Source organism: Psychrobacter jeotgali, from assembly GCF_904846315.1.
GTDB lineage: Bacteria > Pseudomonadota > Gammaproteobacteria > Pseudomonadales > Moraxellaceae > Psychrobacter > Psychrobacter jeotgali.
This window is the reverse complement of record NZ_CAJHAF010000001.1, coordinates 2,068,657-2,092,200: the sequence shown is the minus strand read 5'-3', so window position 1 is coordinate 2,092,200 and position 23,544 is coordinate 2,068,657. Positions and strand designations below refer to the sequence as shown.

Annotated in this window: 16 protein-coding genes, 2 tRNA genes and 3 rRNA genes; 14 read left to right on the top strand and 7 right to left on the bottom strand. The window is 43.1% G+C overall.

Going from position 1 to position 23,544, the window contains the following annotated elements; all coding sequences use genetic code 11:
* Nucleotides 1–100: 100 nt before the first annotated feature.
* Complete coding sequence (locus JMX18_RS08565; RefSeq protein WP_201586846.1) at nt 101–331, top strand: DUF1653 domain-containing protein; 231 nt, start codon at nt 101–103, stop codon at nt 329–331.
* A 10-nt stretch (nt 332–341) separates the two neighbouring features.
* Here JMX18_RS08565 and JMX18_RS08560 read toward each other — a convergent pair whose 3' ends face one another.
* The gene (locus tag JMX18_RS08560; protein ID WP_201586845.1) at nt 342–1,304 is read right to left on the bottom strand and encodes an alpha/beta fold hydrolase; all 963 of its coding nucleotides are present in this window, start codon (nt 1,302–1,304) and stop codon (nt 342–344) included.
* A gap of 205 nt (nt 1,305–1,509) precedes the next feature.
* Between JMX18_RS08560 and JMX18_RS08555 the strand changes: the two genes are divergently transcribed.
* The gene (locus tag JMX18_RS08555) at nt 1,510–2,211 is read left to right on the top strand and encodes a hypothetical protein (RefSeq protein WP_201586844.1); all 702 of its coding nucleotides are present in this window, start codon (nt 1,510–1,512) and stop codon (nt 2,209–2,211) included.
* 80 nt (nt 2,212–2,291) lie between these two features.
* On the opposite strand, the gene JMX18_RS08550 is transcribed toward JMX18_RS08555, so the two are convergent.
* Together JMX18_RS08550 and upp are read right to left on the bottom strand one after the other, a co-directional pair.
* Nucleotides 2,292–3,044 (bottom strand): SDR family NAD(P)-dependent oxidoreductase, encoded by a 753-nt coding sequence (locus JMX18_RS08550; protein ID WP_201586843.1) that lies wholly within the window; start codon nt 3,042–3,044, stop codon nt 2,292–2,294.
* 66 nt (nt 3,045–3,110) lie between these two features.
* Nucleotides 3,111–3,770: a uracil phosphoribosyltransferase gene (gene upp, locus JMX18_RS08545; RefSeq protein WP_201586840.1), complete on the bottom strand. Its 660-nt coding sequence runs from the start codon at nt 3,768–3,770 to the stop codon at nt 3,111–3,113.
* Nucleotides 3,771–3,877: 107 nt separating this feature from the next.
* Here upp and JMX18_RS08540 point away from each other — a divergent pair, with 107 nt between their 5' ends.
* The 11 genes from JMX18_RS08540 (at nt 3,878) to JMX18_RS08490 (ending at nt 15,897) form a co-directional block, all read left to right on the top strand.
* Nucleotides 3,878–4,582: a DNA glycosylase gene (locus JMX18_RS08540; protein ID WP_201586834.1), complete on the top strand. Its 705-nt coding sequence runs from the start codon at nt 3,878–3,880 to the stop codon at nt 4,580–4,582.
* Nucleotides 4,583–5,345: 763 nt separating this feature from the next.
* Nucleotides 5,346–6,884: ribosomal RNA gene (locus JMX18_RS08535) — 16S ribosomal RNA — on the top strand.
* A gap of 252 nt (nt 6,885–7,136) precedes the next feature.
* Nucleotides 7,137–7,213 (top strand) — tRNA-Ile (locus JMX18_RS08530).
* An 8-nt stretch (nt 7,214–7,221) separates the two neighbouring features.
* A tRNA-Ala gene (locus JMX18_RS08525) sits at nt 7,222–7,297 on the top strand.
* A gap of 307 nt (nt 7,298–7,604) precedes the next feature.
* Nucleotides 7,605–10,460, top strand: a 23S ribosomal RNA gene (locus tag JMX18_RS08520).
* A gap of 124 nt (nt 10,461–10,584) precedes the next feature.
* Nucleotides 10,585–10,699, top strand: a 5S ribosomal RNA gene (rrf, locus tag JMX18_RS08515).
* The 16S, 23S and 5S rRNA genes sit together here with 2 tRNA genes alongside, the layout of an rRNA operon.
* Before the next feature lie 335 nt (nt 10,700–11,034).
* On the top strand, nt 11,035–12,093 hold the full coding sequence (locus tag JMX18_RS08510; RefSeq protein ID WP_201586832.1) for a TRAP transporter substrate-binding protein: 1,059 nt from the start codon (nt 11,035–11,037) through the stop codon (nt 12,091–12,093).
* A gap of 21 nt (nt 12,094–12,114) precedes the next feature.
* Complete coding sequence (locus tag JMX18_RS08505; RefSeq protein WP_201586830.1) at nt 12,115–12,642, top strand: TRAP transporter small permease; 528 nt, start codon at nt 12,115–12,117, stop codon at nt 12,640–12,642.
* Nucleotides 12,639–13,928, top strand: a complete 1,290-nt coding sequence (locus JMX18_RS08500) for a TRAP transporter large permease (protein WP_201586828.1) — start codon at nt 12,639–12,641, stop codon at nt 13,926–13,928. The genes JMX18_RS08505 and JMX18_RS08500 overlap by 4 nt, the downstream gene beginning before the upstream one ends.
* A 226-nt stretch (nt 13,929–14,154) precedes the next feature.
* Nucleotides 14,155–15,207, top strand: coding sequence for a 5'-nucleotidase (locus JMX18_RS08495; protein WP_201586826.1), 1,053 nt, complete (start codon nt 14,155–14,157; stop codon nt 15,205–15,207).
* A gap of 84 nt (nt 15,208–15,291) precedes the next feature.
* Nucleotides 15,292–15,897 (top strand): rhomboid family intramembrane serine protease, encoded by a 606-nt coding sequence (locus JMX18_RS08490; RefSeq protein WP_201586824.1) that lies wholly within the window; start codon nt 15,292–15,294, stop codon nt 15,895–15,897.
* Between the two features lie 111 nt (nt 15,898–16,008).
* Here the strand turns inward: JMX18_RS08490 and JMX18_RS08485 are convergent, their stop codons facing one another.
* The 3 genes from JMX18_RS08485 to JMX18_RS08475 form a co-directional block, all read right to left on the bottom strand.
* Nucleotides 16,009–16,554: a hypothetical protein gene (locus JMX18_RS08485; protein ID WP_201586817.1), complete on the bottom strand. Its 546-nt coding sequence runs from the start codon at nt 16,552–16,554 to the stop codon at nt 16,009–16,011.
* A gap of 163 nt (nt 16,555–16,717) precedes the next feature.
* Entirely contained in the window at nt 16,718–18,586 is a 1,869-nt protein-coding gene (locus JMX18_RS08480; RefSeq protein ID WP_201586815.1) for a sodium:solute symporter family protein, read from the bottom strand.
* 4 nt (nt 18,587–18,590) lie between these two features.
* On the bottom strand, nt 18,591–18,851 hold the full coding sequence (locus tag JMX18_RS08475) for a DUF4212 domain-containing protein (RefSeq protein ID WP_201586814.1): 261 nt from the start codon (nt 18,849–18,851) through the stop codon (nt 18,591–18,593).
* Between the two features lie 1,114 nt (nt 18,852–19,965).
* Between JMX18_RS08475 and JMX18_RS08470 the strand changes: the two genes are divergently transcribed.
* On the top strand, nt 19,966–21,462 hold the full coding sequence (locus JMX18_RS08470) for an alanine/glycine:cation symporter family protein (protein WP_201586811.1): 1,497 nt from the start codon (nt 19,966–19,968) through the stop codon (nt 21,460–21,462).
* 95 nt (nt 21,463–21,557) lie between these two features.
* Here JMX18_RS08470 and JMX18_RS08465 read toward each other — a convergent pair whose 3' ends face one another.
* Complete coding sequence (locus tag JMX18_RS08465; protein ID WP_201588299.1) at nt 21,558–23,195, bottom strand: electron transfer flavoprotein-ubiquinone oxidoreductase; 1,638 nt, start codon at nt 23,193–23,195, stop codon at nt 21,558–21,560.
* Nucleotides 23,196–23,544: the final 349 nt, after the last annotated feature.

Sequence of the window (23,544 nt, the reverse complement as noted above, 5' to 3'; positions counted from 1 at the left end):
AATAAAGTCGGCATTTATAGTCGGCTTTATTTATTTCTACTAATCGAAAATATTGCGACCGTAGTTAGTTTTCTATTGAATATAAAATTAGGATTTAATCATGACAGAACATTCCATCGCCCAAGGCATTTACCGCCACTATAAAGGCAACCTTTACCAAGTTTTGCACACCGCGCATCATTCCGAAACCGAAGAATCATTAGTGGTTTATCGCTGTCTTTATGGCGAATATGGCGTTTGGGTGCGACCGCTGGCAATGTTTGCAGAAACCGTTACAGTAGAGGGTAAAGAAGTGCCAAGATTTGAGCTGATTAAAGCCTTAGCGGATTAGTCATTATCATTTACAGCTCCTCTCCAAAAAAGCCTTTTAATACCTTGTAAAATTTGATCGGCTCATCCAGCGGTATCGCATGTCCCGCTTTAGGTAAAATGATCTCACTAGCATTAGGTAGCATCTGGGTCACTTTTTGCTGCCATTTAGAATCATAGAGCTTAGAGCGACCACCGATGAGGTTGACTACCGGTATAGCGACCTTATCCATTGCGCCCCGAAAGTCATAAGGCAGTTTTAAATAAGCTTGCAAGCACTGCATTTTATGATGCCAAATACTGTGATCATAAAGAGCGAGTTTCGGGTCATTTTTGTAAGTCATCACTTGTATAAAAGCTTTTGAACGTGTTCGATTGACAGACAATAAAGAAAACAGGCGCTCGACATCGGTGGCACGGCGTTTGAGAGCAAAAGGCAGGTGGGTAAAGCTATCAACATCGGCATAAGGCAACGTCCTATCAATCACCTCATGAAAAATATCGAACACCTCTTGCTGGCGCGCCCCAAACAGTCCGCCTTGCCAATTAGCCTGATTGTGAATAGCAGGGTTTTGGTCAATGTTCAGATAGCGACTGACTTTTGAGGTGCCATATTTTTCAAAATATGCCCACATAACTTGTGCGCCCATCGAGATGGCGGCAACAGGTAATGCCTCTATTTTATGGCTATCACAAATGTGGTTAATTATTATATTCAAATCATCAGCATATTGGCGCACAAAGTCAAACTGAGTCAAAGGGATATCCTTGGCCTCACCAAACCCTCTAAAGTGCGGCAAATAAAATCGATACTTTCTGGTTAAAGGTAATATAAAGGGCAAAAACTCGCGTGCATCCATACCGTATGCATGGAGTATTAATACGGGAGAGCCAGTCCCCACTACTGTGACCGGAAGTGAAGTATCGTCAGTAACTTCGACATTTTTAGTTTGTAATTGGTACTGCTTAGGTAGGGTAAGTAGATTTTTTATCATAGGGTAGCATCACTTAACATTATCGAAATACGCTAAGCCCAATCCATTGAGCTTAAAATATCCTTATATTGTCGAGAGGGGACTGCTATAGTTAAAACAGCTATATTGACCATAGCACAAAAATGCGTATAAAAACTAATCTATACTTATAGGTAGTCATAAATAATAAATAGCCGACTATAATAATAAGAGAGGATAAATGTTTATGAGTAGATCGACGCTACCATTATTAGACAGCAGCCTTTATCCACAAGTTTGGGAACAACAAAGCTTTATAGATGGGCACAGTATATGGATAGCCCTTTTATCAGGTAGCCTAACTTTAGATGCTAATGCTTTCACCAAACAACTTTTAGCCAATGAGACTTATCAAGAATGGATCAATGCGACCGTATTTGGCCGTTATATTCAGCGTAATTTTGCTGCGTTTTATCAACAGACAGAAGATAGTTTTAACATGGATATGCCAGCATTATTTCGTAATGAGCTTATGCGCCATGCTCAATATATGCCAATGGAGCAGAAGTTATTTGTCGCTGGTAATATACCGCAAAGTGTTCGCAGTGCTAAGCTGCTCACCAGCACCGTCAACCCTATCACCGCTATGCTTGGTGCGCAAAATATATCTCAAAATGCCCTAAAATCAGGGCAAATAAGTCATCAAGTTTTAATACTTAATCAAATAAAGGTTGTGGGCAAGCAGGTGGTTGGCTTTCCGATACGACATAATAAACGTACCAGCGAACGCATTCGAAACGAGGTGTTAGTTTTAGACTTTAATGATTTGCGATTGGTCAATGAGCAACAGCTAAATGAACAAAAGCTAGATAAGCAAAATATAGAAGCAAATCGGGCAGCAGCTCCTATAGAAACCACTGCCCTGATTAGATATTACGAGTTACGTTAATAAGATATTAAGATTTACGTTAATAAATAGCTACGTTAATAAACCACTATATTGATAAATTAGCCATGTTAATAGACAATTTAGCTGTTTTGCTTGGCAATAGTTAAACCATTGTAGGTTTGCGCTACTGGCATCACTTCTAAGCGGTTAACATTAATATGCGCAGGGGACTCAATTAACCAAAGTAGAATATCGCCAATATCTTCGCCAGTCATGGTTTTGAAGCCTTCATAGACCTGTGCCGCCTTATTCTCATCGCCATGATAGCGTACGTTTGAGAACTCAGTACCGGCCACGTTACCCGGCTCAAGATTGGTGACCCTCACTTGCGTACCAATGAGATCAGCACGTAAATTCAGGCTAAATTGCTTGACAAAAGCCTTAGTCGCGCCGTAGACATTGCCGCCATAATAAGGCCAACTGCCAGCGATAGAGCCCACATTAATGATATAACCTTTATCGCGCTCAACCATTGCTGGCAGGACGGCATGAGTCAGCGCCATTAATCCCTTTATATTGGTATTGACCATTTGCATCCAGTCATCAAGCTCGGATTTTTGCGCAGGCTCGGTGCCTAATGCCAATCCGGCGTTGTTGACCAGCACATCAATTTGGCTAAAACTTTTTGGCAGATTAGCCATAACTTGTGGAATTGATTCGGTATCGCTGACATCCATGACCACTGGCAAAAACAGCTCGCCCAAGGTCTCAGCCATCTCGTTCAGTTTATCCAGACGTCTAGCACAGCCAATGACCTGATGTCCTTGCGCGACCAGACGTTCTGCCAAAGCTTTACCAAATCCGGCACTCGCTCCGGTAATTAATACGTTCATAATCTATTCCTTTATTATCTTAATTACCTTACTAAAACCCTTGAAGTTAAGTGGTTATCGTCACAACTAATGCTGATTGAGTTGTTTACCAAATATTTTATCACCAGCATCGCCAAGGCCTGGAATGATATAGCCGTGATCGTCTAAATGGCTATCCAAAGCGGCGGTAAAAATAGTCACATCAGGATGCGCTTCATTGACCAAACGCACACCTTCAGGAGCTGCAACCAGTACTAATGCTTTGATATTCTTACAGCCATGACGTTTGAGCATCTCAATAGTAGCGACCATTGAGCCACCTGTGGCGAGCATCGGATCAACGATAAGGGCAGGGCGCTTGTCCATGTGGCTGACAAATTTTTCGAAGAAAGGCACTGGCTGCAAAGTCTCTTCATCTCGCTGTAGTCCTACCACCGAGATTTTAGCCGTTGGGATCAAATCAAGCACCCCATCAAGCATACCTAATCCTGCACGCAAAATAGGCACAACCGTAGCGGTTTTGCCGATGATTTGTTCGCCTTCTATCTCACCGCACCAGCTCTCCATGGGAAAGGTTTCAATTTCAAAGTCACGGCTTGCTTCATAGGCCATTAGGCGCGCAAGCTCTTTGGTTAGGGTGCGAAACTTATAAGTACTACAGTCTTTTTCACGCATTAGACTTAGTTTGTGGCGTACCAATGGATGATCGATTACGGTAATTTTTAAATCGTTATTTAAGTCACTCATGAGTACTCTCTTATCTTTTAAAATACGTTGTTAATACGGGATTTCGATATCAATTTTTTATCGTATGCTATGATAACAAAAAAACCGCTTTTCTAATGAAGAATGTTATGACTAATGAAACTTATACGACTGCAAGCAATCATGATAAAGGCAGTAACCCTCTAAATAATGCAAAGCAATCAACTATAGAAGTAGAAACCCATCCCTTTGAGCCTGTGCTACCATCCCATGCAACGGTAATGATGATGGGAACCTTTCCGCCAACTTCTGACAAATGGGCAATGAAGTTTCATTATCCCAATTTTTACAATGACATGTGGCGTATTTATGGTGGGGTGTTTTTCGATGATATTGACTACTTTAGAATAGGGGATGAAAAACGATTTGACCCTGAGCGCATTCGCAACTTTTTATTCGAGCGTGGTATTGCGTCATGCCCTACCGTAAAACAAGCTATTCGTGAAACTGGTAATGCTTCGGATAAAAACTTAACGGTAGTAACCACAGTTGATTTAGATTTAATTTTACCGCAAGTGCCGAAAGTAGAAGCACTATTTACTACAGGCGGCAAAGCAACAGAGGTGTTGCTCAATTTATTAAATGAGCCTCCGGCTAAATCCAAATATCCTAAGACCAATCAAAGTATGGACTATCCTTACCAATGGCAAAGTAATGACGCAGATTTATCGAATAAGCAGATAAATGATTTAACTTTATATAGGCTACCTTCTACCTCACGTGCGTATCCTTTAGCATTAGATAAAAAGATAGCGGCGTATAAAGCGTTTTTTGAAAAAATGGGTAAGCTGTAAGGCGATGGTGTAGGGTGTGGTTAGCGCAGCGTAACCCACCAAACTGATTCAAGCGAGCAGGGTGCGCCCCGCGTACCAAACAAACTAAATAAAATTAATTTTCAAAACCGCTTGACGCCCAATTAAAACCACGTATAATGCCACCCAGTCGAGAGGGAAGGCGGTATGGAAAGTGGTTTTACCACTGACTAATTATTAAATAGCGAAGCTATTGATAACCAGCCACAGTTTGAGTTCAAATCTTTTAAGATAAAAACTTTCAAACTAACTTAAAATACTTCTTGACTTCATAAATAAAGCGTCTATAATACGCACCTCATTAAGGGATAGGACGAGATACAGGCTAACATTATTAGCCAAATCAACTTCTTAACTTACTGAAACAAATTATAAAAAAGCTTGACAAACCAAATCGTTATGATATGATAGTCGGCTCGCTAGATAGAACAACCCGCAAGGGATTAAGACTATCTTAGCAAACAGAATACAGTATTACTTACTTACTGGACGACAGAAGTAAGACACTATTTAAAAGCGAAACTAAAGAACAACTTGTGTGGATTTTTGCTGACACAGAATGCTAAAAATAAAGTTGGTTTTCTTCTCTTTTCGGGAGGAACTCTAACTATAAAAATTATCATTTAATCAGCAAGAAAACTCAAAGTTAATTCATTACGAACATAATTTAGAGCGACATGCCAGATTAGATGAGCCAAGATTAGAAGTCATCTTACTATTTATAGTGAAGACTTCAAGCAAGATTAAACTGAAGAGTTTGATCATGGCTCAGATTGAACGCTGGCGGCAGGCTTAACACATGCAAGTCGAGCGGTAACAGATCTAGCTTGCTAGATGCTGACGAGCGGCGGACGGGTGAGTAATACTTAGGAATCTACCTAGTAGTGGGGGATAGCTCGGGGAAACTCGAATTAATACCGCATACGACCTACGGGAGAAAGGGGGCTGTTTACAGCTCTCGCTATTAGATGAGCCTAAGTCGGATTAGCTAGTTGGTGGGGTAAAGGCCTACCAAGGCGACGATCTGTAGCTGGTCTGAGAGGATGATCAGCCACACCGGGACTGAGACACGGCCCGGACTCCTACGGGAGGCAGCAGTGGGGAATATTGGACAATGGGGGCAACCCTGATCCAGCCATGCCGCGTGTGTGAAGAAGGCCTTTTGGTTGTAAAGCACTTTAAGCAGTGAAGAAGACCATACGGTTAATACCCGTATGCGATGACATTAGCTGCAGAATAAGCACCGGCTAACTCTGTGCCAGCAGCCGCGGTAATACAGAGGGTGCAAGCGTTAATCGGAATTACTGGGCGTAAAGCGAGCGTAGGTGGCTTGATAAGTCAGATGTGAAATCCCCGGGCTTAACCTGGGAACTGCATCTGATACTGTTGAGCTAGAATAGGTGAGAGGAAGGTAGAATTCCAGGTGTAGCGGTGAAATGCGTAGAGATCTGGAGGAATACCGATGGCGAAGGCAGCCTTCTGGCATCATATTGACACTGAGGTTCGAAAGCGTGGGTAGCAAACAGGATTAGATACCCTGGTAGTCCACGCCGTAAACGATGTCTACTAGTCGTTGGGTCCCTTGAGGACTTAGTGACGCAGCTAACGCAATAAGTAGACCGCCTGGGGAGTACGGCCGCAAGGTTAAAACTCAAATGAATTGACGGGGGCCCGCACAAGCGGTGGAGCATGTGGTTTAATTCGATGCAACGCGAAGAACCTTACCTGGTCTTGACATATCTAGAATCCTGCAGAGATGCGGGAGTGCCTTCGGGAATTAGAATACAGGTGCTGCATGGCTGTCGTCAGCTCGTGTCGTGAGATGTTGGGTTAAGTCCCGCAACGAGCGCAACCCCTATCCTTAGTTACCAGCGGTTTGGCCGGGAACTCTAGGGACACTGCCAGTGACAAACTGGAGGAAGGCGGGGACGACGTCAAGTCATCATGGCCCTTACGACCAGGGCTACACACGTGCTACAATGGTAGGTACAGAGGGCAGCTACACAGCGATGTGATGCGAATCTCTCAAAGCCTATCGTAGTCCAGATTGGAGTCTGCAACTCGACTCCATGAAGTAGGAATCGCTAGTAATCGCGGATCAGAATGCCGCGGTGAATACGTTCCCGGGCCTTGTACACACCGCCCGTCACACCATGGGAGTTGATTGCACCAGAAGTGGATAGCCTAACCTTTTAGGAAGGCGTTCACCACGGTGTGGTTGATAACTGGGGTGAAGTCGTAACAAGGTAGCCGTAGGGGAACCTGCGGCTGGATCACCTCCTTATAGACGGCATTCGGTCAGCAAGAATTCACAACAAGTTGTTCTTTAGTTTAAGCTAGTTTATTAAAGCTTAAGCGTCATGGTACTGTTAGTCACGCTAATAGAAAATCCTATTTAAAGGATTTTCCTTGCGAAGCTAAAAAAGTATAATTACGCTATAAAGTGTAAGAAGATACAGGGCTTTTAGCAATTTCCCTTTAAGGAAATTACTCTTGCGCTCGGATCAAAGCAGTGCTTTGATGGTATCCTCGCTCAGGGTCTGTAGCTCAGCTGGTTAGAGCACCGTGTTGATAACGCGGGGGTCATAAGTTCAAGTCTTATCAGACCCACCATACATCATGGGGCCATAGCTCAGTTGGTAGAGCGCCTGCCTTGCACGCAGGAGGTCAACGGTTCGACTCCGTTTGGCTCCACCATAATAAACAGCAAGCTTTAAATATAATAATACAGAATTAAGTAATCCAATTTTAAGAAGATTATTTACTTCTGTTTTATACAGAACCTAATACCTGACGAAGGATTAGGAACTATTTAAAAACATAGATATGAGTCTGGGTTAGGAATGACGTGTTCACGCGTCGCTCCTAACCTTAATAACTTACCTCTTAACGACATCCGTTGTTATCCCAGGGGTAAGTTATTAAAAAAGTAAAGAGAACTGAATCAAGCGTAAACATAGGTGATATCGTTATAATTGCTGACAAAGACCCTTTGGGGTTGTATGGTCAAGTAATTAAGCGCACATGGTGGATGCCTTGGCAGTCAGAGGCGATGAAAGACGTGACAGCCTGCGATAAGCTTCGGGGAGGCGGCAATATCCTGTGATCCGGAGATTTCTGAATGGGGAAACCCACTTAGCATAAGCTAGGTATCTTGTACTTGTACAAGAAGCGAACGAGGGGAAGTGAAACATCTCAGTACCCTCAGGAAAATACATCAATTGAGATTCCCCTAGTAGCGGCGAGCGAACGGGGAGGAGCCGATTAACTTTAGAATAGAAGAACAGCGTGGGAAAGCTGACCATAGTAGGTGATAGTCCTGTATTTTAAATTCTAGAGTTAACATATTAAGTAGAGCGGGGCACGAGAAATCCTGTTTGAAGATGGGGGGACCATCCTCCAAGGCTAAATACTCCTGACTGACCGATAGTGAACCAGTACCGTGAGGGAAAGGCGAAAAGAACCCCTGTGAGGGGAGTGAAATAGAACCTGAAACCGTGTGCGTACAAGCAGTGGGAGCCACCTTGCGTGGTGACCGCGTACCTTTTGTATAATGGGTCAGCGACTTATATTCTGTAGCAAGGTTAACCGTTAGGGGAGCCGTAGGGAAACCGAGTCTTAATAGGGCGTCTAGTTGCAGGGTATAGACCCGAAACCGAGTGATCTATCCATGAGCAGGTTGAAAGTGCCGTAACAGGCACCGGAGGACCGAACCCACTGTCGTTGAAAAGCCAGGGGATGACTTGTGGATAGGGGTGAAAGGCTAATCAAACTCGGTGATAGCTGGTTCTCCCCGAAAGCTATTTAGGTAGCGCCTCGGACGAACACCATTGGGGGTAGAGCACTGTTTCGGCTAGGGGGTCATACCGACTTACCAAACCGATGCAAACTCCGAATACCGATGAGTGATATCCGGGAGACACACAGTGGGTGCTAACGTCCATTGTGGAGAGGGAAACAACCCAGACCGCCAGCTAAGGCCCCAAATTCCTAGTTAAGTGGGAAACGAGGTGGGAAGGCATAGACAGCTAGGAGGTTGGCTTAGAAGCAGCCATCCTTTAAAGAAAGCGTAATAGCTCACTAGTCGAGTCGGCCCGCGCGGAAGATGTAACGGGGCTCAAACTAGGAGCCGAAGCTGCGGATTTGAATTTGTTTTCAAGTGGTAGGGGAGCGTTGTGTAAGCCTGTGAAGGTGTGTTGTAAAGCATGCTGGAGGTATCACAAGAGCGAATGCTGACGTGAGTAACGATAATGCGAGTGAAAAGCTCGCACGCCGGAAGATCAAGGGTTCCAGTCCAACGTTAATCGGGGCTGGGTGAGTCGACCCCTAAGGCGAGGCCGAAAGGCGTAGTCGATGGGAAATCGGTTAATATTCCGATACTTGTTTATGATGCGATGGAGGGACGGAGAAGGTTATGCCAGCCTGGCGATGGTTGTCCAGGTGGAAGGATGTAGGTAGACGGCTTAGGTAAATCCGGGCTGTTAATACCGAGATCTGATAGCAAGCCGTACTTGTACGGTGAAGTGGCAAATACCATGCTTCCAGGAAAAGCTTCTAAGCAATAGTCATAAACGAATCGTACCCTAAACCGACACAGGTGATCAGGTAGAGAATACCAAGGCGCTTGAGAGAACTCTGCTGAAGGAACTAGGCAAAATGGTACCGTAACTTCGGGAGAAGGTACGCTGTTGATGGTGATAGGACTTGCTCCTTGAGCTGTTGGCAGTCGCAGATACCAGGCTGCTGCAACTGTTTATTAAAAACACAGCACTCTGCAAACACGAAAGTGGACGTATAGGGTGTGATGTCTGCCCGGTGCTGGAAGGTTAATTGATGGGCTTAGCGTAAGCGAAGGTCTTGATCGAAGCCCCAGTAAACGGCGGCCGTAACTATAACGGTCCTAAGGTAGCGAAATTCCTTGTCGGGTAAGTTCCGACCTGCACGAATGACATAATGATGGCAGCGCTGTCTCCAGCAGAGACTCAGTGAAATCGAAATCGCAGTGAAGATGCTGTGTACCCGCGGCTAGACGGAAAGACCCCGTGAACCTTTACTACAGCTTTACATTGAACTTTGACCTGACTTGTGCAGGATAGGTGGGAGGCTTTGAAGCCGAGACGCTAGTCTTGGTGGAGCCAATCTTGAAATACCACCCTGGTCATGTTGGGGTTCTAACTCAGGTATTACAATACCGAGGACAATGTATGGTGGGTAGTTTGACTGGGGCGGTCTCCTCCTAAAGAGTAACGGAGGAGTACGAAGGTGCGCTCAGAACGGTCGGAAATCGTTCAAAGAGTATAAAGGCAAAAGCGCGCTTAACTGCGAGACCCACAAGTCGAGCAGGTACGAAAGTAGGTCTTAGTGATCCGGTGGTTCTGTATGGAAGGGCCATCGCTCAACGGATAAAAGGTACTCTGGGGATAACAGGCTGATACCGCCCAAGAGTTCATATCGACGGCGGTGTTTGGCACCTCGATGTCGGCTCATCTCATCCTAGGGCTGAAGCAGGTCCTAAGGGTATGGCTGTTCGCCATTTAAAGAGGTACGCGAGCTGGGTTTAGAACGTCGTGAGACAGTTCGGTCCCTATCTACCGTGGGCGTTGGAAATTTGAGAGGAGCTGCTCCTAGTACGAGAGGACCAGAGTGGACGAACCACTGGTGTTCGGGTTGTCATGCCAATGGCATTGCCCGGTAGCTACGTTCGGATGGGATAACCGCTGAAAGCATCTAAGCGGGAAGCCCACCTCAAGATAAGATTTCCCTAAAGAGCCGTTCAAGACTAGGACGTTGATAGGCAGGGTGTGGAAGCGCAGCGATGCGTGTAGCTAACCTGTACTAATTGCTCGTTTGGCTTGACCATACAACACCCAAGTGGTTTGTATCAAGCATTATATCGATATCACCTTTATCCTTGATTCAGTTAGGATAAGTGATACTTAGTCAAATAAGTAAAACAAACAACAGACTCATATCTAACCCCCTTTGCTGACGACAATAGCACGATGGCACCACCTGATCCCTTCCCGAACTCAGCAGTGAAACATCGTAGCGCCAATGGTAGTGTGGCTCCGGCCATGTGAGAGTAGGTCATCGTCAGCTCTCTATTCCTAAAAAGCCCCCTTTACTTATGTAGAGGGGGCTTTTTTTATGGCTGGGGCATTTAAAATATAATTGAAAAGTTATCACTATAAAAGCTATTTGTTATAAAATGATTTGACAGTTATCGTTTTAGCTGTTAATTTCAGATAGTGTTGTTAATTCTAGACAATCTTATTAAAAAGAGTTAATAATAAGTAGTTATAATATTTCTGAGTACTGTTTATAGAGAATTTAGGTTGATTCAAAGGATTCTGAATCAATAAGATTTGAATCACTTAGAAAACTATTAATCACAGTGCTTTTTATTTTCTTCTAATTATCAAAAGGAATTGATAATGAAATTAGCTCCACTTTTCTCTATTGGTGCATTAGCTGCTGTCAGTCTACTTGGCTGTTCTGGTCCATCTGACAGTAATACAGATAGCACCGCCACTTCATCTCAAGAAACCACTACTCTGCGTTTCTCACATTTTTGGCCAGCTACCTCTTCTATTAGCAAAGAAGTGTTCGAACCTTGGGCACAGCAGGTAGAAGCTGATTCTGATGGACGCTTAAAGATTGAGCTGTATCCATCAGCTGGTCTAGCTAAAGCGGATGTCACTTATGATGCTGCTGCAAAAGGAACTATCGATATTGGTTCTCAAGCCCATGGCTATACCAGTGGTCGTTTTCCTCTAACTCAGATTGCAGAGCTACCTGGGTTATCTAGTTCAGCGACACAGATGGGTTGTATGCTACAAACTCTATATGAAGATGGCACTTTAGCTGGTGAATACGAGGACTCACATCTGCTATTTATGTATGGTGCGGGGCCAGGTTCACTTCATACTACTAATAAGCTCATTCGAACACCTGCAGATATGAAAGGTATGCGTATTCGCCGTCCTTCTGCCGTCGCTGGTGATATTATTGAGAGCGCTGGCGCCTCTCCTGTCGGTTTACCTGCTAACGATATGTACACCTCCTTACAGCGTGGTGTCGTTGATGGGTTGAGTTTCCCTTGGGAAGCAGTAACCGCTTTTAAAATTGATGAGATCACCAAGTATCATACCAATATTCCTTTTTATAGTTCAGCCCTCATGGTTACTATGAATAAGGATAAGTATGAAAGCCTACCCGATGATCTAAAACAAGTTCTGGATAAAAACTCAGGAATGGCGCTTGCTAATAAGGTCGGTGAAGTGTTCGATAAGCATGATCAGATGGCGATACAGGCTGCCAAAGATAAAGGAGATGAGATTGTAGAGATTCCTGATCCACTTAATGACCCAGATTGGAAAGGCCCGCTCGAAAAAGGGACAAAAAAATATCTTGCTGACGTTAATGCTTTAGGTCTAGATGCTGATGGTGTTTATGAAAAAGCCAAAGCTGCTAGTGCTGCCTGTAAAGTCTAATCAACTGGAGACCGTCATATCATGGCTTTTTTAGTCAGAATCAGTACCTTTATCTCCAGGTTATGTCAGTTTATAGGTGGTATCAGTCTCATTATCATTGTTCTTGTTACTATTGCTGACGTTGCTGCCCGTTATATTTTTAAGATAACGGGTGGTGAGTTTGGCTTTACGGTCAAGGGTAGTGTTGAGATTGTTTCCTATTTTATGTTATTTGCATTACTAGCGGCTTTTGCCGCATTCGTTGAACGCTCCCAAATCATAGTGGATGTTTTTACCCAAAAGATGCCCCAGTCTGTAAAAGGCTACATGATGGGCATTTTTATGATGGGGTTCTTTGTTATCGGTGTAGTTTTCACTTGGGGGTTATATGAAAGTGCTCTTGACGCTGTAGAGTTTGGCAAAGTCACTCAAGACCTAAGACTTTCCATGATGCCTATTTATGGTATAAGCGCTATCCTAAGTATTTTTCTCGCTATTCGCTCACTAATCGAATCTATCAATATTTTTAAAACGGGCGAGTTTTATGACGCCGAGGAGACAGGCGCATGAGTCCAGAAATTATCGGTGCAGTCGGTCTAGTATGTATGATCTTATTGGTGGTGGTTAGGGTACCTGTAGCGCTTGCCATGTTAGGTGTAGGCCTAGTAGGCTTTGGAGCAGTTACCAGCTCTGATGGTGCGCTACAAATGCTCAAAGATATCCCAGTAGACGTTTTAGCTAAGTATGATTTCAGTGCTATTCCACTATTCATTCTGATGGGGGTCTTTGCCACTCACTCAGGTATGGCGGCTAAACTCTTTGATGCCACCCGCACTATTTTTGGAGGCGTCAGAGGAAGTTTAGGTATTGCGGGTATTGGCTCCTCCGGCATCTTTGCTTCCATATCAGGCTCCTCTTTGGCAACGGCTTCTACCATGACCCGTGTTGCTTTGCCGCAAATGGAAAAGTATGGTTATCAGCCTGGCTTTGCTTGCGGTATATTAGCTGCGGGTGGTACGCTCGGTATTATGATTCCGCCTAGTATTGCGCTACTGGTTTATGCAGTATTAACTCAGCAATCGGTTGGCGACATGTTTATCGCAGGCTTCTTGCCGGGTATTTTAGGCATGGTTATGTACTCTATTACCGTGATGATTATGGTACGCTGGAAGCCACACTTAGCACAGCGCGGTGAAAAAACCTCTTGGAAAGCTAAGATTTTTTCACTTACAGGTCTTATTCCTTTTACCTTTATTTTCATTATTATTATAGCAGGTATCTTTTTAGGGCTATTTACCCCAACAGAAGGAGCGGCCGTAGGTGCTTTCGCCTCTTGGTCATATGCAGCCGTTAAAGGTATGCGTTTACAAGGTCTTAAGCAGTCATTGATTGAAACCTTAGCATTATCTGCAGTGGTTTTCTTTATGCTATTAGGTGCTGAGGCATTAGGCTACTTTATCTCAGTATCACGGTTGTCTTATTCGCTAGCGACTTGGATTGGCGGCTTGGCTGTAAGCCCTATGATTGTACTAATCTGTATCTTGATTATGTATTTTTTGCTGGGTCTGTTTATGGATGCCTTAGCGATGCTAGTCATTACTATTCCCGTTGTATTCCCGATTATCTTAGCATTAGGGTTTGATCCGGTATGGTTTGGTATCATTGCAGTGCTGACTGTAGAGCTGGGATTAATTACCCCGCCTATGGGCATGAATATCTTTGTAATCAAAGCGATGGCACCCCATATCAAGCTTGGTGATATGTTTAAAGGGGTAACGCCCTTTATTGTCTCAGATTTGATTCGCTTAGTTATTTTGGTAGCATTCCCAGCAATATCTTTAGTGTTGTTAAACTAAGATTATTCATACGGATTTATTGCAGGGCAGTGTAAAACGAAAAATCTTAAGCTTTATAGCCATATTGTCGTAATGACAGTATGGCTTTTTTTATAGGTTTAGTCATGGAGCAATAGAGTGACGTTACCATAACGCTTCTTATCATTATAACTCTCTATAAATGTAGTAAACTTAGCAGAATTTATTCCTTTTTTATATTCATAAATAAAGATACAAGTAGAAAGTTATGGCTGTTGATTTTAGTAATACTCTTATAGTTGCAATATCAGCAACTGCTTTATTCGATTTGTCGGAGTCTGAAAATCATTTGTTGAAACTATTACAGCAACGTCCTACTGAAGCAGTAAAAGAGTTTCGTGATTATATGGCAGAGCGTGAAGATGAGCCATTGAATATTGGCGCAGGCTATCCGCTTATTGAAGCTTTACTGAACCTCAATAAGTACTGTAATAACTGCGTGCAACCAGGAAGTGACATTCAAACGCCTTTGGTCGAAGTGGTTATCGTCTCTAAAAGTAGCCCCGATACAGGGATTCAAGTATTAAATGCTATTCGCAAAAATGGCCTGACTATTTCGCGTTCAGCCTTTATATCCGGGAGCCCCGTTGCCCCTTATATTGCTGATTTCAATGTTGACTTATTTTTGACGACCAATCATGCTGATGCTCAGCAAGTAACCGATGCTAATATATGTGCGTGTGCGATACTTGATGCTACACCTGTTAATACTTATGAGCTTGATACCCAGCAGCTGCGTATAGCATTTGATGGTGATGCGGTATTATTTGATGATTCAGGGGAGCTGCTCTATAAACAACAGGGCCTGCGAGCTTTTCATGAGCGTGAAGCGCAAATGCGTGATTTGCCTATTGAGAAAGGCCCTTATGCTGAGCTATTGATTAAACTATCTAAAATACAAGAGCGTTTACCTGCACGTCTAAACGATTGTCCGATGAAGATTGCACTGGTGACAGCGCGTAATGCCCCAGCTGATCTGCGAGCCATTAAGACATTACGTGAATGGGGAGTAGACCTTGATATGGCATTCTTTTTAGGAGGTCTAGAAAAGACAGCGGTACTGAAGACTTTTGCACCGCATATCTTTTTTGATGATTCGATCAAACATATTGATGCCGCCCGCCACTTTATACCTACAGCGCTAGTACCTTATCACTCAGCCTCTTTATTGCATGCTAATAGTGACTTTGACATTAAGAAAGATAGAGATTCATTATATTTCACTCCAGTTAACCAGCCACTTTTTGCTATAAAAAATTAGGTTATTCTGTGGTATACCTATAAAGGTTTTAGTTAATAAAATAAAGGTGAGTAGAAGTTTAGTCTAAATAAAAAGAGGATAGATATGAACGTGCAGCAACTAACATCTTTAATATTGACACGTCTAAAACAAGTTATTGGTTTATATGCGTTTGTATTAATACCAATGTGGGGCATGTTCTTCTTAAATGAGATCGTATTATTTGGTGTTTGGAATATATTTGGTATTGTACCCCGTACTGTAGATTTGGGTAGTATTGTGGGTATTTTTGCTTCATGGACTATGCATGGTAACTTCCCTCATTTGTTGGGAAATACTGTTACTTTACTGCAAATCTTATTTTTATTTGGACTTTTTGAAAATAATGCTTATCGCACGATTGTTAAGCTTATCGTAGCTTCAGGTGTGGTAACTTGGATAATTGGCTCGCCACTATCCATACATATTGGCGCTTCTGGGCTTTGTTTTGCAATGCTTGGATTTATGATCGGCGGGGCTTTATTTGCCAGACGTTGGGGCTATTTGCTAGCTTGTATTGTGATGGGTACAGGCTACTGGCTTACTATCAAACAAGGTTTGATGCCGCAGCCTGGAGTATCATTCGCAGGTCATTTTGGTGGTTTGGGTATTGGCCTATTATTAGGAGCCAATTCAAAGCATGCCTATACCAACACGATTAACCGTTATTAATATATTCAAAATATCATCTACATTCTGTGTATTCATACTATTACTGTCTAATAAACATCTGTCAAAATGCTAATAAACTTTTACTATCGTTGCATCTTTATTTATTGGGGTCTAAGCTTTATTGGTACAGACACTTATATATAATGGTTCATCAGTCGCTAAAGGATGCCATTTGGTGGTCTGGTTAATATGCTCATCAATAGATAATGTACTATCCGCTGCAGGTAAGACATAATCGGCACGTGCTGGAGTAGCACAGTCGATAACTTGTGGAATTTGTTTAACGCTCATACGTCTTTCAAATAGGTATAGGTTAACTAGATACATATTTTGATTGTCTATTCGAGCACGTGCTTGACCGCTATCTACCGCCATAAAGCGGACAATTTGTGGCTTAATATATGACCATGGACGGAACCATGCAGTTTCCTCAACCGTTTTGACAACGGTGACTCCTTCTGGTAATTGCTCTGCTTGTTGATCGTACCAGTTATACTCTTGATGTATTTGAAAAGCAAAGATCCCAATAGCGGCGAATAATGGCACAAGTCCTTTGGGGGGCTTTTTACCGGCTAGCTTACTGAGGTGAGTTATAATCAGCGCCACTCCAGCCAAACCAAATCCTGCGGCCATAGTTGCAATAAACTCATAAAGCATAAAATTTCCTTAACGGCATAAACGTTGGTAACGAAATAATCATGGTTAACAAAACAGTCTTTTGTCACCCTGTTTTACAATAACGATGGGTAAAAAAATCACTCACAAGCAACAGGTGCCTGTGAGTGATACTTAAATTATATCTATCATTCAATAACCTAGCTTAGTGGTCGATTGCGCCGCCGGCTCCGCGAGGAGAACGTACACTTTCAACCAACTCTTGAATATGTACCGGTGGTGGGGCAGTAGCATAAGAGACAGCAAACGCTACGGCAAAGTTAATCAACGCACCAATTGCACCGAATGATAGTGGCGAGATACCGAACAACCAGTACTCTGCAGTATCTGGGAAGTTCGCAGTACCACTAATAAAGAACCAGCCTTTGAATACAAAGATATAAACTAAGATACTAATCAAGCCAGCTAGCATGCCACAAATAGCACCGAGACTATTAATACGCTTAGAGAAAATACCCATCATAAGTGCTGGGAACAGTGAGGCACCAGCAATACCAAAGGCGAGCGCAACTACCTGTGCGGCAAACCCTGGTGGGTTAATACCAAGCCAAGTAGCGACCACAATTGCGACAGCCATCGTGACACGAGCAACTTGCAATTCACCTTTATCAGTAATATTTGGATTAAGGTTTCGCTTAATTAAATCATGACTGATTGCTGATGAAATAGCGAGTAGTAGACCAGCTGCTGTTGACAATGCTGCTGCTAAACCACCTGCAGCGATAAGACCAATAACCCAAGGTGGAAGCTGAGCAATCTCTGGGTTTGCTAGAACCATGATATCAGCGTTGACATCAAGCTCATTACCTGCCCAACCTGCATTAGCAAAACGGCCATCAACTTCTAAATCATGGGCTGCCTGTGCTTCTGCAACTTCGTTTTGTGCTGCAGCAACGTCGCCGCCTTCAGTTTCAGCAGTAGCTAATGCTAACTGAGCTGCACCTAATCCACTATCGTTATACATTTGGATACGACCATCGTTATTTAGGTCGTTGTATTTGATAAGACCAGTATCTTCCCATGTTCTCATCCAGTCTGGACGCTGATCATAGTTGATAGCAGGTTCTTCCACGCCTTGTGGATAGATAGTATCAATTAGGTTTAGGCGCGCCATAGCACCAACTGCAGGAGCGGTAAAGTATAGAAGTGAGATAAATACTAATGTCCAACCCGCTGTCCAGCGCGCATCAGCTACTTTAGGTACAGTGAAAAAGCGAATGATAACGTGTGGTAAGCCCGCAGTACCAATCATTAGTGACAAAGTGAACAGCACCATGTTGAGCTTGTTCGGTACGTCAGCAGTATAGGCAGTAAAACCTAAGTCAGTAACGACTTGGTCAAGCTTAGTTAGAATCGGAACGCCAGATTCTACATGGTTTGAGAATAAACCTAGACCTGGAATAGGGTTGCCTGTTAATTCAAGCGAGATAAACACAGCTGGAATCGTGTAAGCAATCATCAGTACTACATACTGCGCAACCTGTGTATAAGTAATGCCTTTCATACCGCCAAGTACGGCGTAGAAGAAAACTACGACAGCAGCAATAATTAGACCGGTAGTGTTCTCAACTTCTAAGAAGCGCGAGAAAGCGACACCAGCACCAGTCATCTGACCGATAACATAAGTGGTTGATGCAATAATTAGACAAACCACAGCAATCATTGCAGCGGTCTTTGAATAAAAGCGGTCACCGATGAAATCAGGTACGGTAAACTTACCAAACTTACGTAAATAGGGAGCAAGCAACATGGCGAGTAGTACATAACCACCTGTCCAACCCATTAAGTAGGTTGAGGCACCGTAGCCACCAGCGGCAATAATACCTGCCATAGAGATGAATGATGCTGCACTCATCCAGTCAGCAGCCGTTGCCATACCGTTTACAACCGGGTGTACACCGCCGCCTGCCACATAGAACTCACTGGTGGTACCAGCGCGTGCCCAAATTGCAATACCGAAGTAAAGAGCGAAGGACAGACCTACGAAAATAATATTAATTACAAATTGACTCATGGGGCTATTCCTCGTCTACGCCATATTGTTTATCTAACTTATTCATACGCCAAGCGTAGAAGAAAATTAAGATGATAAATACCCCAATGGATCCTTGCTGAGCGAACCAAAAGCCTAGATCAGTACCTCCAACTTTAATCCCTGCCAATAGGGGACGCAATAAAATTGCAAATCCATAAGAACATAAAGCCCAGATGACTAGGCTGCCTAAAATAAGACGGATATTAGCGCGCCAATAACCGGATGGATCGTTGTGGTTCTCCATAGGACAACTCCTTTTGCCTTAAATAAATACAGGGTTACTGATTTGAGCCTAGTCAACTATTACCAATTAGCTTTAATTACCTAGAGTAATATAAGATTTATATCATTGTTAAAACAGTCGATATAAACAGCTTTAATAAAATGAGCGACTGGCATTGATAACTAAAGTTACCAAAAAATGAGCAGCTATTATACTTTTAAGAGCTTATCTTGATACTGATAGCAAAGTTCAATAGTTAGCTCGGTACTGCTTAGTACTACTAAATTAGGTATTACTAAAGTTTAAACATGATGACAATAGATAGGACCTAAGTCTTAAGCCATTAAAAGTTATCAAGAAGGGGTAGTTTGCAGGAGAGGGTCGATGGGGCATGACAATCCGCTGTCTTTTACCGGTCTCATCTTCCTGATAAGACTTTCCATTAAATAACTGGTTGGACTTAGTTGATTTAGCTTAAGAGAACCTAATCATTTATTAGGTTGAAGATAAGCTCCTAAAGCATTTTATATCATTACTATACCGTACCAAAAGTACTGTGCCAAAAGTTTCTAATTAAGAATTATGATCTATTTATATTAATCAGACTTATTAGAATTCTATTAAACTTGCTAAATCTGGGTCATAACCTTAAAGCTATTAAGAATATATACAATATTTGTTCAATTAACAATAAATAAATTTAAATTACTTTATGTAACTAGATATTTTCATAATACGAAAGCTTTAACTATTCATGGTCTAAAGCTCATAGAAATAATTACTTCATGGCATACTTAGGCACCAATTAAGCTGAGTTTAGTATTTGAGATTGCCTTGAAGCTCATATTCTTTATCTACCATTTAGATCAGAAATGTGTAATGAAAAGGCATAAGCAAAAATTATTTTGGTAATTGCTTCGAGAAAAAATCTGGTAATAAACAACGTTTTTTGTCTTGATATAACTGACTTAAAGATTATTATGTGAGCACAAGGTAGGCATAATAGTCAAAAGATAGATAATCATATCTAATTTGATGACAATAAGTAACGTTAATGAAATATTAGGTGTAATTAGTAGGCGTTATAAAATTTTAGATCTTATGAAAAATAGTAATATTATATGAAGGTGACATTATGGGTGAAGGGTTAGCGAATTGGTTTAACAGCATCGTCGATTATGGTGTTAGTGTCATCTGGGGTAACAACGATTGGCTGATAGCGAGTAATCCATGGTATGGATTATTGATGTTCGTGCTTATTGGGGCGGGTATCTATTTTACTATCGTAACACGGTTTATGCAGTTCCGGCATTTTGGACATATGTGGAAACTGTTATTAGTCTCTAACCAAGGACGAGAAGATGGCGGTATCAGCTCCTTTGAAGCGCTGATGACCTCTATTGCGGCGCGCGTGGGTACCGGTAACTTAGCTGGGGTAGCGATTGCTATTTATTTAGGGGGACCTGGTGCGGTATTTTGGATGTGGATGACCGCATTGGTAGGGATGTCGACCAGTTTTATTGAATCAACCTTGGCTCAAGCTTACAAGGTGCCGCATACTGATAAGGTCTACCGTGGCGGGCCCGCTTATTATATTGAAAAAGGCTTGGGCCAACGCTGGATGGCCATATTCTTTTCAGTCTGTTTGCTCATTGCCTTTGGTTTGGCTTTTAATGGGGTGCAGTCGAATACTATCGCCCAAGCTACTAATGAAGCATTTGGTATCCCAACTTGGATGACAGGCTTAGTTTTAGTAGCACTGGTTGCGCCAGTAGTGTTTGGCGGGCTGCGCTCAGTTGCTCGTATCGCTGGCAAGGTGGTACCGGTGATGGCTATTTTGTATATCTTATTAGCATTATTTATTATCATTACTAACTTCAGTCAGTTTCCAGCGGCAATTGCATTGATTGTAAAGTCAGCATTCGGCTTTGAGCAGGCAGCAGGCGGAGTGATAGGTTACGGTATCGCCCAAGCAATTATAAACGGTATTAAGCGGGGTCTATTCTCTAACGAAGCGGGTATGGGCTCAGCGCCCAATGCAGCAGCAACCGCCAAAAGTCATCCTGACCATCCCGCTGTACAAGGCTTTATGCAAATGCTAGGGGTGTTTATGGATACCTTGGTGATTTGTACAGCAACAGCGTCAATCATCATTTTGTCTGGTGTGATAGATCCAAGTGTTGAGCAAGAAGGGATCCAGTTGACCCAGTTGGCTCTATCTCAGTATGTGGGCGATTGGGGTGTTATTTTTGTAGCGATTGCTATTTTCTTTTTCTCATTTACCTCCATTATTGCTAACTATAGTTATGGCGAGTCGAATCTTGAATTTATTTCAGGCAGTAAAAATGCCAAAGCTATGATTATGGTTTTCCGCCTTTTAGTGCTAGGTATGGTATTTATTGGTGCGATTGCCAGTTTACCTGCGATATGGAACTTTGCGGATTTATCAATGGGCTTGATGGCTTTAACCAACTTGGTAGCGATTCTAATTTTATCTCCCGTAGCGCTTAGAATACTGCGTGATTATGAGCGTCAAGTTAAAGAAGGCAAAACAGGCGATCAAATTACTTTTGATCCTGATGACTTTGTAAAACTAAAAGACGAGGCCAATCGCGAAGCTTGGAAAGACTAATTGGTGTTGTTAGCGGTAAACCATAAAAAGCCCCACTCATATGAGCGGGGCTTTTGGTTGAGGCGATTTGTCCGTTTGTAATTATAGCGGATCATTTACATATTAGGGTAATTAGGACCACCGCCACCTTCAGGAGTTACCCAAGTAATATTCTGTGAAGGGTCTTTGATATCACAGGTTTTACAGTGTACGCAGTTTTGCGCATTGATAACGAACTTAGCACCTTCTGCGTCTTTGACCACTTCATAAACACCAGCTGGGCAATATAAACGTGCAGGCTCTGCATATAATGGAAGGTTGATCGAAACCGGCACAGTAGGATCGGTCAGCTTTAAATGCGCTGGTTGGTCCTCAGCGTGGTTGGTGTTAGAGATAAACACTGATGAGAGCTTATCAAATACTAACTTGCCATCAGGCTTGGGATAAACGGGCTGATAGGCAAGTGCGGCACGCTCGAGCTGATCGTAGTCAGGTAAATTATCATGGATAGTTAGAGGCATTTTGCCACGTAACAAGTTGTGCTCGATAAAGGTAAAAGCCCCTCCCATCCATTGACCCATGCGATGCATCGCCGGTGCAAAGTTGCGAGATTCGTAATTGTCCTGATAGAGCCATGATTCTTTGTACATAGTGCTATAAGCAATCACATCATCATGTTGACGACCTGCTTGCAACGCTTCAAAGATAGCTTCGGCGGCCAGCATACCTGACTTCATTGAGGTATGTGTGCCTTTGATTTTAGCAGGGTTCAAGAAACCAGCATCATCACCCGCTAAAACCCCACCTGGGAAAGTGAATTTTGGCAAGGAGTTGAGTCCGCCTTTGGTCAAAGCTCTAGCGCCATAAGAGATGCGTTTGCCGCCCTCTAAGATGTTACGAATCAATGGATGGAGCTTCAAGCGCTGTAATTCATCAAATGGTGACATATAAGGGTTTGAGTAGGAGAGGTCTATGACCATACCGAAACTCACTTGATTGCCTTCATCAAAGTATAACCACCAGCCCCCAGAGGAGTTGGTATCGGTTAAAGGCCAGCCTGAACCATGCATGACCACGCCTTCTTCATGCTTTTCGGGTGAAACCTCCCAAAGCTCTTTAAGGCCAATGCCGTAGTGTTGCGGATCGCTATCAGCATCTAAATTGAAGCGACTGATTAGACGCTTACCAAGGTGACCACGAGAGCCTTCAGCAAAGATAGTATACTTGGCTAGGAGCTCATAACCGGGCTCAAAACTAGGTTTGGCTTCACCGTCAGCGGCAACACCCATATCTCCAGTCAAGATACCTTTTACAGAACCATCATCGTTATAGATGATATCAGCGGCAGGGAAGCCTGGGAACATCATAACTTCAAGCTCTTCTGCTTGTTCAGCGAGCCAACGCACCACATTGCCTAGTGAAACAATATAATTGCCTTCATTGTGCATAGTCGCTGGAACGATTGAATCCATAAGCTTGGTTGAGCGCGTAGCGGAGCTCAACATATAGACACGATCTTCAATAGCAGGCACATTTAATGGTGCCCCTTTCTCTTTCCAATCTGGAATCAACTCATTCAAAGCTCGCGGCTCAATAACGGCTCCAGATAAGATGTGGGCACCGAATTCAGAACCTTTTTCGACTACACACACCATAAACTCATCGTTGCCTGCTTCGATAGCCAGTTGACGTAGGCGAATAGCGGCTGACAGACCGGCAGGTCCACCACCCACAACGATAACATCGAACTCCATAGATTCACGTTCGACTTCAGGCTCGGGCTCGACCACTGGTTCAGGCTCAACTAAAGCTTCAGGTTCAGGAGCAACTTCAGGTTCAGCTACAGGTGTTTCAGTCTCTACTACATCAGCTTCTACCGTTTCAGCTTCAGTGTTCGCAGTATTAGTTTTCTCAGTGTTTACAGGCGTATTAGTGTCTATATTCTCATCAACGACTGGCGTTTGCTTATCTTGTTCTTGCATACCTACTCCTAAATTCCTAGTGGCTTATCTATGACATGGATTACGTCGCAATAAATAGTAAGACTTGCAACCGTGATAAGTCTTAGATATATGGCTACCCGATAAAAGCTGTTTTTTGTGG